This window comes from Clostridium porci, assembly GCF_009696375.1.
GTDB classification, from domain to species: domain Bacteria; phylum Bacillota; class Clostridia; order Lachnospirales; family Lachnospiraceae; genus Enterocloster; species Enterocloster porci.
In genome coordinates this window covers 1-14157 of the sequence record NZ_VUMD01000028.1, presented here as the reverse complement: position 1 = coordinate 14157, position 14157 = coordinate 1, and the positions used below count along the sequence as shown (strand labels likewise).

Genomic DNA, 14157 nt, shown 5'->3' with positions numbered 1-14157 from the left:
TCAAAGCCGCTGTTTTCTTTTTCAAAAATGAGAATACAGAGGGTGTATTAAAGTCACCCATTTTTAAGGACACGGCGGTATCCAGGAGGTATCACCATGTCCTTATTTGCTTTTCATCCTTCTAACTTGTCAAAAAAAGCCCAACTGATAAATTAGATCATTACGGCCATAAGGATGAACACACACATCATCATATAACAGTTTTTGTTTTGCCCGGCTGCATTATGCAGTCGGGCTTTTCTGCGTTTTGGACTGTATTCAGCTTCTCACAGAAACTTTTCAAATTTTTTCTCTTTCAAGGTAGCCAAATTGCGGTTTCCGTGATTACCCCTGCGAAAGGGAGGAAGTCCATCACCCACTTTTGCTGGTTGCGAAAGGAGGTGAGAAAATGAAAGACTCCTATGAGCAGCGTGTTCAAAATCAGTTTGGTGGATTTTGTACCAGAGTTTTGAAGAACGAAGCTAACCGTATTCTCAATGAATATGCAAAGCAGCGTGATCGGGAAAAATCTCTGGATGATATGACACAGGATGAACTGACGAAAGCCGCCTCCTATGACAGGTATTTTCAGGATGAATATATCTTTGAAGTGCTTGGCAGAGAGACGGTTGTTGTGGGCGAACTGTTAGCGGCTGCATTGGCACAGTTACCGGAAGATAAGCGAGATGTTATTCTGCTATCTTATTTTCTGGGAATGACCGACCTTGAAATCAGTCAACAACTAAATGCAGCCCGATCTACCATCAGTAAGCGACGCAACAATGTCTTAAAAGAACTACGCGAGTATTTGGAAAAGGAGGGATTTGAATGGCCCGAAACATAAGAGAACCCATACCGCTGCCAGTGATCCTGGCAGCCTCAGAGGGTGACGAGAGAGCCTTGAACGCTGTACTCAACCACTACAAGGGCTATATTCGTTTCCTCGCCATGAGACCTATGAAAGATGAATACGGCAACGAACACCTCTGTGTAGACGAAGATATGAGGCTTCGCCTGGAGGCAAAGCTGTTGTATAGCATTGTAACAGGTTTCAAGGTTCTTCCGGTCTAAGGTACATATTACAGGCGTGTTTTGTCCTCTCTTTCCTCGCCTGGTATTTGAGCCGGACCGGAGCCATAAATGCACCTTGACAAAGAAAGTCCGGACGATAACTCCGTGACAGCATAGGACGGGCAGATACATTCTCTTTAGGTGGAGCCATCTGGCAGGTACGCCATGACCTTTTTAAGCGAGCGATCAATACCATGCCACGAAACAGCTTTGGCAGGCTGTGGGCTATGATACCCAAAGAGGACAATGATACTCCCTTACAGCCATCAGTTCGAGCGTTAATAGCGTCGCAAGCAATGGGTAGGGCCGGATGAGAACCATGCGGGGGTGAAATTCCCGTGGAGCCATGCCAATAGCCGTCTGTTTTGTCCTTTTCAATATGGATAAATCGAAAACTTTTTATTAGCAGCTGACAATTCATATAAAGCGCGGCATAATGATGATAGAAGTTATGTTTTGTATGATTAATCGGCTGCTGAAAGGAGGACATTATGAACCAGGCCGAAAATCGTACACCTGGCAATGTCCCCGAACAGAGAACTTACAAGGTTGAAGATATAGCCGTGATGTTGAACATCGGCCGTACTTCTGCATACAACCTTGTGAAAGAGGGACATTTCAAAACCGTTCGGGTTGGTAATGCCATACGAATTTCCAAAAAATCATTTGACGAATGGTTAGACGCTCAGGCGTTCTAACGGACAAAGAAAGGAAGATCGATAATGGCATCCATCATCAAACGAAAAAAAGCATATTCTGTTGTTTACAACTACATAGACGAAAATGGAGAAACGAAACAGAAGTGGGAAACCTGGCATACCCATAAAGAGGCTCTGAAACGGAAAGCGGAGGTTGAGAACCAGATCAACACCGGTACTTTTCTTCCTCCCAACAATCAGAAAGTATCTGATTTCCTGTATGATTTTGTTTCCACCTATGGGGCAAAGCAATGGGGCGTGTCCATGTATGACAGCCAAACCGCCCTGATTGCCAACTACATCAATCCGATCATCGGTGATATGGAGGTTCAGGCAATTACTCCCCGTGTGGTAGACAAATACATTCAGACTCTCCAAAAGACCCCTCCTGTTTGTAAGAGGAACCGAAAACCGAAAACAGAGTTTATTTCCAATCAGAACATTGAGAAGATTATCAAACTTCTCCGGTGTGCCTTTAAGCAGGCTGTCCGCTGGGAACTGATTGCAAAAAATCCCTTTGAGAACACCGTATTACCGAAAACAGAGTACAAAAAGCGTGACATCTGGGACGCCGATACCATCCGTATCGCTCTGGACCAGTGTACTGACAGCAAATTGTATGTTGCCATGAACCTTGCTTTTGCGTGTTCTTTGCGGATGGGAGAAATTCTTGGTCTGACCTGGAAGAATGTTCACATTGAGGATGAAAACATAGCGGCGGATAATGCCTATGTTTACATTGAGGCAGAACTGATAAGGGCTTCTAAACAGGCCATTGAAATGATAGGAGAAAAAGATATTTTCCATATCTTCACTCCGCTTATGCCTAATACCAGCACCCGGCTGATCTTGAAGAAACCGAAAACACAATCAAGTGAGAGAAAAGTCTGGCTGCCTAAAACCGTTGCTTATATCCTCCGTGAATGGAAAAAAGCACAGGATGAGCTAAAGAGCTTCCTCGGTGAGGAATACCAGGATTATGATTTAGTGGTCGCTCTGCCTAATGGCAGACCATGTGAGAACCGGATTATTGAGAAAGAATTTTCTCTGTTGAAAGAAAAAGCCGGATTGCCTAATGTGGTGTTCCACTCTCTCAGACATTCCAGCACTACTTATAAGCTGAAACTCAACCACGGCGATCTGAAAGCCACCCAGGGAGACACGGGCCATGCGGAAATTGATATGATTACAAAAGTGTACGCCCACATCCTTGACGAGGACCGTAAGATCAATGCCCAGAAGTTTGAGAGTGCCTTTTATGCTAATCCTGATCTGCGGAATGTAAAACCTCCCCAGGAGCCGGAACAGCCTCAGGCACAAACCTTAGACCTGGCAGCATTGGTAGAACAGCTTCAAAAATCTCCGGAGCTTGCAAGCACCCTGGCAGCATTGCTTACCGCTCAAAAGGCAGGCTAAAATCTCAAATTAGCAAGAAGTCCATTTTTCTTAGCAAGCTCTCCGTTTTGGTTCGTTTCCAATTAGCAAAAAATTCATTGTAACGCATAAACAAAAAAAGTAACCTTCCAACCCTGGTAGATGATTTCAACAAAAGTTTGCGGCTGAACAAAAAAAGCTGCAAACCCTTATGAATAAAGGCTTGCAGCGTTGTTTGCTGGCGTCCATGAGAGGATTTGAACCTCCGACCCCACGCTTAGGAGTTCTCTGCGAACCGTGGTAGCTAGAAGTTCGATTATCCTCTTGGGAGCGTTTAATGCCGTAAATTAAAGCATAAGTGCTTGTTATGTTTAATTGTTGATACTCTCTGGTGTACCCTCATACACCGTAGAGTGTTAGCAGGTTGTTAGCAACAAAGGCTAATTTAAAGCTTTAATTTATCAGAAAACATTACAAACAAACTATAAATCATTTATCACTAGAAATCAAGATACTCGTATGTTATAGACGTTCAGAAATGAGCGTCTATTTTTATACCAAAAATGAAAGGAGTATTAAAATTTATGAAAAAGACATTGAAACGATTGTGTACGGGCTTCTTAGCTCTTGCAACTATCGTTACTGCTTTACCGACTACACCCGTTCATGCAGAAAGTAAGCAATACTGGACAGAAAGTGCAGAGCGTGTCGGTATCATTGAAAAAGTAATGAATGACGGTTCTATCGGCTCGACATTCAATGAGGGCATGATGAAAGTTGAGGGCAAAACAGCCTATTGTATCGACATTAACACAGATTTTAGGAATGGCTACAAGACCAGAGCTGACGCAAGCTCACGCATGAATGCCAACCAGATTTCAGATGTGGCGTTATCCTTAGAGTATGTCAAACAGTATGGCGAAGCTCACAAGGAACTGAACTACAAGCAAGTCTATCTGTTGGAACAATGTGTAGTCTGGCAGAGATTGAGCGTACATCTTGGCTGGCAATGCGATAACGTGCGAGCTTCTTATGATGAAATTCCAAAGGCAACGCAGGACGAAGTTTTCTCTGGTGCAAGAACCTTTGTCAAAGAAAATAAAGGACGCTATGAATGTGGCGGTTATATCTACTCTGGCGAGGGGCAGGAATTGGGGCAATTCTGGGCGAAGCTGAATGTTGGAAATGCGAAACTTAAAAAGACTTCCAGTAATGCCAGCATTACAGACGGTAACGGGAATTACTCAATCGCTGGTGCGACCTATGGTGTCTTTACTGATAAGGACTGCACGAAACAGCTTGCCACCCTTACGACTGATGAAAACGGAAATACAGATGTTGCAGAGGTAAAAGCAGGCACAGTCTATATCAAGGAATTATCCGCACCAGCAGGATATAAAGTAGATAAAACTGTATATTCCTTAAAGATTGAAGCTGGAAAGACGGCGACTTTGAACGTATCTGATACGCCAAAAGTAACGGACACTTTGATTGAGCTTTTCAAGATAGATATGGAAACAAAGAAAGACAATCCGCAAGGGAACGCTTCTTTAGCAGGTGCGGAATTTACATGGAAGTATTATGCTGGCTTCTATAACAAAGACAATCTCCCTGCCGAAGCTACTCGAACATGGGTTACAAAGACAATCGCTGAAACAGACAGCTACGGGACAACTCATTACATCACAAAATTAGCGGACGCATACAAGGTGTCTGGCGACAGCTTCTATATGCAAGACGGAAAAGCCGTTCTTCCACTTGGGACACTAACCATAGAAGAAACAAAAGCTCCAAACGGCTACTTGTTAGAGGGTGCATATATGCAGGCTGGCGATAAGTCCGAACAGATAAAGGGCTTATATGTAACACAGATTACCGAGGACGACGACCTTGCCGTATTATCTGGAAGTAACCAGTTTTCCGTATCAGACAAGGTTATCCGTGGCGGTGTGAAAATTCAGAAGCGAGATTTAGAAACGGGCGATATGAAGCCACAAGGAAGTGCAACCTTGAAAGATACTGCTTTTGACATCATTTCCTTAAATGATAATTCTGTTTTGGTTGAGGGCAAGCTATACAAGAAAAATGAAGTGGTAAAGACAATTCGTACCGATATTGAGGGTGTCGCTTCTACTTCTGCTGACCTCTTACCTTATGGAAAATTCCGTATTGTTGAGAGTGAAGCTCCCGACGGTTACTTAACTGACGGTGCAAAGCCGATTGATTTTACAATCACAGAAAATGGAAAAATCGTGGACTTAACCGACAAAGCCCATTCTATCTATAATCAGATTAAGCGTGGAGATATTGAGGGCGTAAAAATCGGTGCAGGCACACACAAGCGTCTTGCTGATGTTCCCTTTAGGATCACAAGCAAGACGACAGGAGAAAGTCATATCGTGGTAACTGACAATAACGGGCAGTTCTCCACTTCTGCTGACTGGGCTTCTCATAAGCACAATACCAACGCAGGCAAGACCAGCGAGGACGGTGTGTGGTTTGGAACTTCTGAACCAGACGACAGCAAAGGTGCGTTACCTTACGATACTTACGTCATTGAGGAATTACGCTCTGAAAGCAACAAAGGCTTTGAACTTATCCCACCTTTTGAAATCGTGGTATCAAGAAATAATCTTTTGATTGATTTAGGAACGCTGACTGATGAATACGAAAAAGAAATCTCTATCCATACCACAGCGACCAGCAAGGACGGCGAAAAGACTATCCTTGCAGGAAAAGAGATTACGATTGTTGATACTGTCAAATTAGACGGACTTACAAAAGGCACAAAATATCAGCTCAAAGGCTGGCAGATGTTAAAAGAGGAAAACGCCGAGCTTATCATTGACGGGAAACGTGCAGAAAATGATTATACCTTTGTCGCTGATGAGGAAGAAATGAAAGTGGAAATTGCCTATACATTCAATGCGTCTGCTTTAGGTGGCAAGAACCTTGTTACCTTTGAAGAATTGTATGATTTGAGCAATCCAGACGAACCCGTGAAAGTTGCGGAACACAAAGACATTGAGGACGACGGGCAGACCGTTTTAATCACAGAGCGTATCATCAAAATTCATACGACTGCTACGAATAAGGACGGCAACAAAGAGCTTGAAGCTGGAAAAAACGTTACAATCATTGATACCGTAACCTTAGAGGGCTTAGAAGTTGGTACACAGTACAAACTTGTGGGCTGGCAGATGTTGAAAGAAGAAAATGCAGAACTTCTTATCAATGGAAAATGTGTGGAAAATGATTATACGTTTACTGCTGACAGCGAAACTATGAAAGTGGAAGTTGCTTTTACGTTTGACGCTACTTCTCTTGACGGTAAACAGCTTGTAACTTTTGAAGAATTGTACGATTTAAGCAATCCAGACGAGCCGAAGAAAGTTACCGAGCATAAGGATATTGAGGATAAGGGACAGACGATTACCTTTAAGGAAAAGCCAGAAGAACCAGAGAAACCCGAAACACCACAGATACCAGAAAAGCCGAGCAGACCGAGCGACAGTCCCAAAACGGGCGACAGTACAAATGTAATGGCATTTCTTGTGATGTTGCTTGCGTCTGCTGGTGGACTGGCTGGAACATATCTTTACAAACGCCGTAAAATGAAGAAATCATAAGGCGGTAACGGTATGATGAAAGAAAAATCACGCTCTCCGCCGAAGCTGTCAAACGGCAGACTTTTGCTTATTCTGGCTTGTCTGCCACCAACCTGCAAGAACACGGATAGTCAAGGGTGCGAAGCATTGATTTTACCCTTTACTATCTGGGGGATTGCTGGTACTTCCCAAACCGCCAGAATAAGAAATTACAATCAATTTATCAAAATAGAAAGAAACGAGGTAAAACATTATGGAAATGAAATATGTCGTGCCAGATATGGCACAGTCTTTTGGAACTCTTGAATTTGCAGGAGAAAGCGAGCCTATCTTTGAAAGAGATAAAAATAACCGCAGGGTCTTAGCCAGACGAAGCTATAACCTTTATTCTGACGTACAGAAAGGCGAAAATGTTGTAGTGGAAATTCCCGTGCAGGCTGGCGAAAAGAAGTTCAAGTATGAACAGAAAGTAAAACTTGTCAATCCGAAGTTGTACGGCAGAGGTTACGCAATCGGGGATATGGGACATACCGATTATGTATTAGTTGCTGATGATATTGTAGCAGTTGAAGAAAAGTAAAGGAGTGAAGAATTTATGAGATTATCAAACGGGTTTGTTATTGACAAAGAGAAAACATTTGGCGAATTAAAATTTACAGCGGTGCGTGATGTGTTTATGCAGAATGAGGACGGGACACCGAGTACCCAGCTTAAAAAGCGTATCTATGACTTGAAATGTAGTCTGCATGGTGGAATTATCCCCGTGTCCGTACCGCCAGAAGTGCCGTTAAGGGAATTTCCGTACAATGCAGTTGTAGAGCTTGTCAATCCCGTAGCCGATACGGTATCAAGAAAGACGTTTGGTGGTGCAGATGTGGACTGGTATGTAAAGGCAGAGGATATTGTGTTGAAGAATAAAGGCAATCAGAACGCAGGCAATCCACAGAACCATGTACCGCAGGGACAGACGAAAAAATAAATCTAGGTCATAGATTATACTCTGAAATTACAGTATAATGAGCCAAAAGAGCCGTATTTAAGCTATGTAAAATAATTTTGACAAGGAAAAAAAGGATTTGTCGAAGATATTGGATAGACATTTGAGGGTTAATATATGACAATGACACCGAAAGGAGCAATCGGAATATGGAAATAGGTAAGAAACTTAAAAATGCACGAGTACAGTCTGGAATGACACAAGAAAATGTTGCAGAAAAAATCAATGTATCAAGGCAGACAATTTCAAACTGGGAAAATGAAAAATCTTACCCAGACATTATCAATGTAATAGAGTTGAGCAACCTATATTCTATAAGTCTTGACGAATTGCTAAAGGGTGATGAAAAAATGATTGAACATTTAGAAGAAAGTACAAATGTTGTAAAAAGCAACCAAAAAATGATATGGGCAATTATTGTAAATATCATTGTCGTAGCATTGCTGATAGCATTAAATATGTTTATACCAGATAACCGTTATTTCTTAGTTGGAATATTTTGTCTTATGGTTATCACTTCATCAGCATTACTTTACCAGATAATCAAAAAATTTTAAGGAGGATATTTTGTTATGAATTTGAACATAGTTTTAGCGGTAATTTGTGGAGCAGTTGCACTTGTAGGAGCGTTTTGTGTTGTGTTTCAGATTTATCATATGACTGTTATAGACGCAACAGCCAGAGGATTAAAGCACCCTAAATTTTGGGGAGTATTTACAATGAGTGGGAATAATTCAAGTGGTTTGCTTATGTATCTAATCGGAAGAAGAAAATACCCTATTGTAAATATGAGTGAAAGCAACTCAAAAGAATTAGAAAAACGTAAAAAATCAGCAGGTATTGGACTGTTATTTTTGGCTATTGGTGTAATTGGCATTATATGTGCGACCTTAATATAACTAAAAATGCAGATTTATGATTATATCTTGCAACATTTACAAAGCAGTTAGTCTATATGATTGACTGCTTTTTTCGTACCCAGAAAGGAGTGAATGATTTATGCGTAAGATTTGGAATAGAGGACACCGTATCAGAGCCAGCGACAAGCACCTTGTCTACCATTTTTCCATAGGGACGCTTCTGTTTTTATTCGTGGCGGTTCTCCTGCTACTGAATATCAAACAGCTCATGCGTACCGACTGGGAGCATTTCAGCTTGTTAGAGAACGGCTTGACGCTTTCCCCTTACAACTTCATAACCATACTGATAGCGACTGGTGTTTGTGCATTGGTCGCTTTTCTGTATTACCGCTTCTGTTACGACAGTTTCAAGAAGCTCCTGCACCGTCAAAAGCTGGCGAGAATGATACTGGAAAATAAGTGGTATGAAGCCGATACCGTACAAGACAGCGGTTTTTTTACTGACCTGCAAAGCAGATCAAGGGAAAAAATCGTCTGGTTTCCAAAGATTTATTATCAAATGGAAAAGGGACTGCTTCATATCCGCTGTGAAATTACGCTGGGAAAATATCAAGACCAGCTTTTACGGTTAGAGGATAAATTGGAAAGTGGATTATATTGTGAGCTGACCGACAAGACCTTACATGACGGTTATATCGAATATACCCTGCTTTATGATATGATAGCGAACCGCATTACTATTGATGAAGTACGGGCAGAAAATGGCTGTCTTAAATTGATGAAAAATCTTGTCTGGGAATATGACGCACTCCCTCACGCTCTGATTGCTGGTGGGACTGGTGGCGGTAAAACCTATTTTCTGCTGACGCTCATTGAAGCCTTACTGCATACCAACGCTGTCCTTTACATCTTAGACCCGAAAAATGCGGACTTAGCAGACTTAGGGACAGTTATGGAAAATGTGTATCACACCAAAGAAAAAATGATTGATTGCGTCAATGCCTTTTATGAGGGTATGGTACAGCGAAGTGAGGAAATGAAGCGACACCCGAACTATAAGACGGGCGAAAACTACGCTTATCTGGGACTGCCACCCTGCTTTCTTATCTTTGATGAATATGTGGCGTTTTTTGAAATGCTGGGGACAAAAGAAAGCGTGGGCTTACTTAGCCAGTTAAAGAAAATCGTTATGTTAGGACGGCAAGCAGGATATTTCCTTATCGTTGCCTGCCAGCGTCCAGACGCAAAGTATTTCTCGGACGGTATCAGAGATAACTTCAATTTCCGCGTGGGACTTGGGCGTATCAGCGAATTAGGTTACGGTATGCTGTTTGGTTCAGATGTGAAAAAGCAGTTTTTCCAGAAGCGTATCAAGGGGCGTGGCTATTGTGATGTGGGAACAAGCGTTATCAGCGAATTTTACACGCCTTTAGTCCCGAAAGGACATGACTTTTTGCAGACTATCGGCTCTCTTGCACAAGCAAGGCAGGACGGGACGGCGACGTGCGAAGCGAAAGGCGACGGCACGGACTAGCCGTTGCTGGTGTGGCGTAAGCCACGCCAGCAGGTAAAACCCCTCGGTATCTAACAGAGGGGTACGTTTGCAAATAGACAATAGACGAAAAACATAGGAAACATAAGGCTTCTGGCATGATTTCCCAGTAAAAATCGGCTGTGAAGTCGCCTTAAAAAACTTCACACTTGACAGATTGGGGGTATGGTTCTGAATGAAGAACAATGGATAAAAGAATTACGGGAGAAACGGATTGCTTACGGTATCTCACAAGGCAGGCTGGCGGTGGCTTCTGGTATCACAAGGGAATATCTCAACAAGATAGAAAGCGGAAAAATGAAGCCGTCAAAGGAACTTCTGGAAACTCTGCATAAAGAACTGGCAAGGTTCAATCCAGAAGCACCGCTTACCATGCTGTTTGATTATGTGAAAATTCGTTTTCCCACGCTGGATATACAGCACATCATCAAAGATATATTAAAACTGAATATCAACTATATGCTCCATGAAGATTACGGACATTACAGTTATACGGAGCATTATTCTTTAGGGGACATCTTTATCTATACGTCGGCTGACGAAGAAAAAGGTGTCCTTTTAGAGTTAAAGGGGCGTGGTTGCCGACAGTTTGAGAGTTACCTGCTGGCACAGCAAAGAAGCTGGTATGACTTTCTCATGGACGCACTCATAGACGGTGGCGTGATGAAGCGTATCGACCTTGCTATCAACGACCATACGGGCATTTTGGATATTCCAGAGCTTGCGGAAAAATGCAGAAAACGGGAATATATCGGAAAGTCCAGAAGTTATAAGTTTTACCAGTCGGGCGAGCTTATCAAGCACAGCGAGGACGACAGAGAATATATGGGACGTACCCTTTATCTTGGTTCGCTGAAATCTGATGTATATTTCTGTATCTATGAAAAGGACTATGAGCAGTATGTCAAGTTAGGGACACCTCTGGAAGAAGCCGATATTATCAACCGTTTTGAGATACGGCTTAGAAATGAACGTGCCTATTATGCAGTACGGGATTTGCTGACGTATTACGACGCAGAGCAGACCGCCTTTTCTATCATCAATCAGTATGTACGGTTTGTTGATGAAGAACCAGACAAGCGGAAAAATGACTGGAAACTCAATGACCGCTGGGCTTGGTTTATCGGCGATAATCGGCAAAGTCTGAAACTGACGACAAAGCCAGAACCTTATACCTTAGATCGTACATTGCGTTGGGTACAAAGGCAGGTAGCACCGACCTTGAAAATGCTGAAAAAGATTGATAAGGGAAACGGTACAGATTACATGGAGACAATCGAACAGCAGGCAAAGCTCACAGAAAAGCATGAAATGATAATCAAACAGCAGACGACCCCTGCAAAAGATTTAGTAGAAATTTAGGAGTGATGAAAAATGTGGGTATTATTAAAAGACTTCCTGCTGGTATCTATGGGAATGGGTATCGGCATAGTCTTGATGTGTATTTTGAATGTCGGCAAAGAAGCTGACTATAAAATGAAACAATTAGAAGAAAGCGAGGACAATTAAATGAATTTCGGACAAAATTTGTATCAATGGTTTTTAAGTAACGCACAGAGCTTAGTGCTTATGGCGATTGTGGTTATCGGTATCTACTTAGGGTTCAAGCGTGAGTTTTCCAAACTTATCGGCTTCTTGGTAGTTGCCTTGATTGCTGTCGGTTTGGTATTCAATGCTGGCGGTGTGAAAGATGTATTGTTAGAGCTGTTCAATAAGATTATCGGTGCATAAAATTTTATTGTGGTACTGATATGCGAATGTTATAATTTGAATGTTGTATTACATAAAACGCTGTACTTACCAGAAAAATCTATGAATTTTGTATATTATACAAGGTTGCAACTTGAAGTTGCTAATGTGCATTTCAAAAAATATAGAATATAACATTATGGCTTGATAAAATTTATTCATCAAATCATAGGAGGTATCACACAATGAGTTTAGGAGAAAAAATCTTCAAGTTAAGAAAAGAAAAAGGAATATCGCAAGAAGCACTAGCTGAACAAATAGGCACTACTAGGCAGGCAATTAGTAAATGGGAAAACAATCAAGGGTTTCCAGAAACAGAAAAGCTTTTACAATTATCAAACATTTTTGAAGTATCTACGGATTATCTTTTGAAAGACGAAAAGAATGTAAAGAATAGTGAAGAACGAGGATATTATGTAAGCAAGGAAATGTCGGTAGGGTTTATCGCTAATCAGAAAAAATTAGGACTTTATCTTGCTTTAGGGGTTATGCTTTGCATTTTTGCTGGAATACCATATACCTTGTTTTTAGATAATATGACTTGGCGTTATTTAGGTATGGCATTTTGCTTTGTGGCAGGAATTATATTTTTTGTCGTAGCAATTTTTTATGAAAAACAAGAATACAACATTTTAAGGCAAGAACCTTTACTACTTGATTATGAATATCTAAAAGAATTGAAAAGCGAATACACTTCAAAAAAGAAAAAATATGTAATAGTTGCTGTTCCTTGTACTGTTCTCTTTATAGCAGGACTAATTTTCTTTCTATTTACTGTGAAAGGCTATATTTCATGGACAGAATATCATTCCTTTGCATTTTTCGGTCTTGCTGTTGGAATGTTGGGTTTTGTATATACAATCAATGTTATGGAAACCTATGAACTATTAGTGAAAAACGAGCAATATTCAACGAGTTTCTTTTTCAAACTAAAAAGAAAGATTAAAAAGAGATTAGGATAAGCTATAATTTAATATTCACACAAAGCAGTTAGTCTTATGATTGACTGCTTTTTTCATACCAAAATTTCAGATTGGAGTGATTACATGAACGATATTTTTAAGGATATGCAGGCAAAAGTCGGCTGTGAATACATTTCTGACCTGCCCTCTTACAAGCGTAAGGTGTGGCGTGAAATGAAACGGCTGAGCCCTGCCGATTATGAAGAAAGACAATTAGAAGATTTTTCAAAGTTTGTGTTTGGTATGCCGTACCAGACCTTAAAAGATGTGATGAAACAACAGAAAGGACGTGAAGAACAATGCAGGAAACAAGGGTGCTGGTGGAAACGAGAGAAACAACTGGCGAAGAAACAACATCATACTGGTTCGACCTGCCGATAGATGTTGCCGAGTTTGAAGAAAAGTTAGGTGTCGGTGCAGAAAGCACGGCGTACCGCATTATCGAAAAGGTGTTGCCTTATGCTGATGAAGTCCACGAACATACAAGCGTGTACCAGCTTAACGAATTAGAGTTTATGTACCGCCAGCTTTCAAGCGATATGCAGGAAGAATATGTATCACTACTTACGGTGTTTGAGAATTTAGAAGCACTTTATATTTGCAGGAACGTGATTACGGTTTATCCCGACTGCAAAAGCATGATAGATGTTGCAAGGCAAAAGCTGATGAATGACCCGACGTTCAAACATTTATCCGAGGACTGTCAAGAATACTACTTTGACTTTGAAGCCTACGCTTCTCACTTGCAGGAACACGGGAAATTCTTAGTAACGGAACACGGTATCTTTGAACTACCAGAGTAGGAAATGAGGTGGTGCTTATGATAGATGATATGGCGGTTTACATTGCTAATCTCGGTAAATACAATGAGGGTTATTTAGTCGGTGCTTGGTTCACGTTCCCCATTGACGAGGAAGATGTAAAAGAAAAAATCGGCTTGAATGAACAGTATGAGGAATACGCTATCCATGATACCGACAACTTCCCCATTGCGATTGGCGAGTATGTTTCCATTGAAGAACTCAATGAGATGTATGAAATGATAGAGGAACTTCCCGACTATATCGTAGAGTGTCTGGACGAATTTATCAGTCACTACGGGACGCTGGAAGAAGTCGTGGAACACAAGGACGATATTTATTATTATCCCGACTGTGAAACCATGACAGATGTTGCCTATTACTACATAGACGAATTGCAGGCACTTGGGGATATTCCACCCAGCTTACAGAATTACATTGACTATGAAGCCTACGGGCGAGATTTGGATATGGGCGGTTGCTTCATTGAAACAAGCCGAGGTATGT

Annotated in this window: 17 protein-coding genes and 1 pseudogene; all 18 read left to right on the top strand. The window is 41.4% G+C overall.

Going from position 1 to position 14157, the window contains the following annotated elements:
• The first annotated feature begins 388 nt into the window (after positions 1-388).
• Positions 389-823, top strand: a complete 435-nt coding sequence (locus tag FYJ39_RS19030) for an RNA polymerase sigma factor (protein ID WP_118035166.1) — start codon at positions 389-391, stop codon at positions 821-823.
• A complete protein-coding gene (locus FYJ39_RS19025; RefSeq protein ID WP_154473918.1) occupies positions 808-1050 on the top strand; it encodes a helix-turn-helix domain-containing protein in 243 nt (80 codons plus the stop codon). Before FYJ39_RS19030 ends, FYJ39_RS19025 begins: the two co-directional genes overlap by 16 nt.
• A gap of 491 nt (positions 1051-1541) precedes the next feature.
• The gene (locus tag FYJ39_RS19020) at positions 1542-1748 is read left to right on the top strand and encodes a helix-turn-helix domain-containing protein (protein WP_105310303.1); all 207 of its coding nucleotides are present in this window, start codon (positions 1542-1544) and stop codon (positions 1746-1748) included.
• 24 nt (positions 1749-1772) lie between these two features.
• The gene (locus tag FYJ39_RS19015; RefSeq protein WP_181975132.1) at positions 1773-3164 is read left to right on the top strand and encodes a site-specific integrase; all 1392 of its coding nucleotides are present in this window, start codon (positions 1773-1775) and stop codon (positions 3162-3164) included.
• Positions 3165-3706: 542 nt separating this feature from the next.
• On the top strand, positions 3707-6751 hold the full coding sequence (locus FYJ39_RS19010; RefSeq protein ID WP_021401955.1) for an SrtB-anchored collagen-binding adhesin: 3045 nt from the start codon (positions 3707-3709) through the stop codon (positions 6749-6751).
• Between the two features lie 12 nt (positions 6752-6763).
• Complete coding sequence (locus tag FYJ39_RS19005) at positions 6764-7036, top strand: hypothetical protein (RefSeq protein ID WP_009269673.1); 273 nt, start codon at positions 6764-6766, stop codon at positions 7034-7036.
• Positions 6984-7310: a YdcP family protein gene (locus FYJ39_RS19000; protein ID WP_003417601.1), complete on the top strand. Its 327-nt coding sequence runs from the start codon at positions 6984-6986 to the stop codon at positions 7308-7310. Before FYJ39_RS19005 ends, FYJ39_RS19000 begins: the two co-directional genes overlap by 53 nt.
• Before the next feature lie 15 nt (positions 7311-7325).
• Entirely contained in the window at positions 7326-7709 is a 384-nt protein-coding gene (locus tag FYJ39_RS18995; RefSeq protein WP_003423022.1) for a YdcP family protein, read from the top strand.
• A gap of 167 nt (positions 7710-7876) precedes the next feature.
• Positions 7877-8284 carry a helix-turn-helix domain-containing protein gene (locus FYJ39_RS18990; protein WP_003423032.1) on the top strand — a complete coding sequence of 136 codons (408 nt, stop codon included), beginning with the start codon at positions 7877-7879 and terminating at the stop codon, positions 8282-8284.
• A 15-nt stretch (positions 8285-8299) separates the two neighbouring features.
• Positions 8300-8626, top strand: a complete 327-nt coding sequence (locus tag FYJ39_RS18985) for a hypothetical protein (RefSeq protein ID WP_003423033.1) — start codon at positions 8300-8302, stop codon at positions 8624-8626.
• 100 nt (positions 8627-8726) lie between these two features.
• Complete coding sequence (locus FYJ39_RS18980; protein WP_003423037.1) at positions 8727-10121, top strand: FtsK/SpoIIIE domain-containing protein; 1395 nt, start codon at positions 8727-8729, stop codon at positions 10119-10121.
• A 183-nt stretch (positions 10122-10304) separates the two neighbouring features.
• A complete protein-coding gene (gene mobT, locus FYJ39_RS18975; protein WP_003423038.1) occupies positions 10305-11501 on the top strand; it encodes a MobT family relaxase in 1197 nt (398 codons plus the stop codon).
• A gap of 33 nt (positions 11502-11534) precedes the next feature.
• Positions 11535-11648, top strand: a pseudogene (locus FYJ39_RS18970) (DUF3789 domain-containing protein); the annotation flags it as partial.
• Positions 11649-11870: a hypothetical protein gene (locus FYJ39_RS18965; protein WP_002323342.1), complete on the top strand. Its 222-nt coding sequence runs from the start codon at positions 11649-11651 to the stop codon at positions 11868-11870.
• A 203-nt stretch (positions 11871-12073) separates the two neighbouring features.
• A complete protein-coding gene (locus FYJ39_RS18960) occupies positions 12074-12850 on the top strand; it encodes a helix-turn-helix domain-containing protein (protein WP_003423043.1) in 777 nt (258 codons plus the stop codon).
• Positions 12851-12934: 84 nt separating this feature from the next.
• Positions 12935-13231, top strand: a complete 297-nt coding sequence (locus tag FYJ39_RS18955) for a hypothetical protein (RefSeq protein WP_003423044.1) — start codon at positions 12935-12937, stop codon at positions 13229-13231.
• Positions 13150-13653, top strand: a complete 504-nt coding sequence (locus FYJ39_RS18950; RefSeq protein ID WP_154473917.1) for an antirestriction protein ArdA — start codon at positions 13150-13152, stop codon at positions 13651-13653. Before FYJ39_RS18955 ends, FYJ39_RS18950 begins: the two co-directional genes overlap by 82 nt.
• A gap of 17 nt (positions 13654-13670) precedes the next feature.
• On the top strand, positions 13671-14157 hold a 487-nt coding region (locus tag FYJ39_RS18945), incomplete at its 3' end, for an antirestriction protein ArdA (protein ID WP_154471135.1).

Excerpts from the sequence above, each read along its gene's own strand:
- FYJ39_RS19000 (WP_003417601.1), top strand. The coding sequence starts at position 6,984 with ATGGAAATGAAATATGTCGTGCCAGATATGGCACAGTCTTTTGGAACT.
- FYJ39_RS18980 (WP_003423037.1), top strand. The coding sequence starts at position 8,727 with ATGCGTAAGATTTGGAATAGAGGACACCGTATCAGAGCCAGCGACAAG.
- FYJ39_RS18985 (WP_003423033.1), top strand. The coding sequence starts at position 8,300 with ATGAATTTGAACATAGTTTTAGCGGTAATTTGTGGAGCAGTTGCACTT.
- mobT (WP_003423038.1), top strand. The coding sequence starts at position 10,305 with ATGGTTCTGAATGAAGAACAATGGATAAAAGAATTACGGGAGAAACGG.
- FYJ39_RS18955 (WP_003423044.1), top strand. The coding sequence starts at position 12,935 with ATGAACGATATTTTTAAGGATATGCAGGCAAAAGTCGGCTGTGAATAC.
- FYJ39_RS19030 (WP_118035166.1), top strand. The coding sequence starts at position 389 with ATGAAAGACTCCTATGAGCAGCGTGTTCAAAATCAGTTTGGTGGATTT.
- FYJ39_RS19005 (WP_009269673.1), top strand. The coding sequence starts at position 6,764 with ATGATGAAAGAAAAATCACGCTCTCCGCCGAAGCTGTCAAACGGCAGA.
- FYJ39_RS19025 (WP_154473918.1), top strand. The coding sequence starts at position 808 with ATGGCCCGAAACATAAGAGAACCCATACCGCTGCCAGTGATCCTGGCA.
- FYJ39_RS19015 (WP_181975132.1), top strand. The coding sequence starts at position 1,773 with ATGGCATCCATCATCAAACGAAAAAAAGCATATTCTGTTGTTTACAAC.
- FYJ39_RS18960 (WP_003423043.1), top strand. The coding sequence starts at position 12,074 with ATGAGTTTAGGAGAAAAAATCTTCAAGTTAAGAAAAGAAAAAGGAATA.
- FYJ39_RS18965 (WP_002323342.1), top strand. The coding sequence starts at position 11,649 with ATGAATTTCGGACAAAATTTGTATCAATGGTTTTTAAGTAACGCACAG.
- FYJ39_RS19010 (WP_021401955.1), top strand. The coding sequence starts at position 3,707 with ATGAAAAAGACATTGAAACGATTGTGTACGGGCTTCTTAGCTCTTGCA.
- FYJ39_RS18995 (WP_003423022.1), top strand. The coding sequence starts at position 7,326 with ATGAGATTATCAAACGGGTTTGTTATTGACAAAGAGAAAACATTTGGC.
- FYJ39_RS18950 (WP_154473917.1), top strand. The coding sequence starts at position 13,150 with ATGCAGGAAACAAGGGTGCTGGTGGAAACGAGAGAAACAACTGGCGAA.
- FYJ39_RS19020 (WP_105310303.1), top strand. The coding sequence starts at position 1,542 with ATGAACCAGGCCGAAAATCGTACACCTGGCAATGTCCCCGAACAGAGA.
- FYJ39_RS18990 (WP_003423032.1), top strand. The coding sequence starts at position 7,877 with ATGGAAATAGGTAAGAAACTTAAAAATGCACGAGTACAGTCTGGAATG.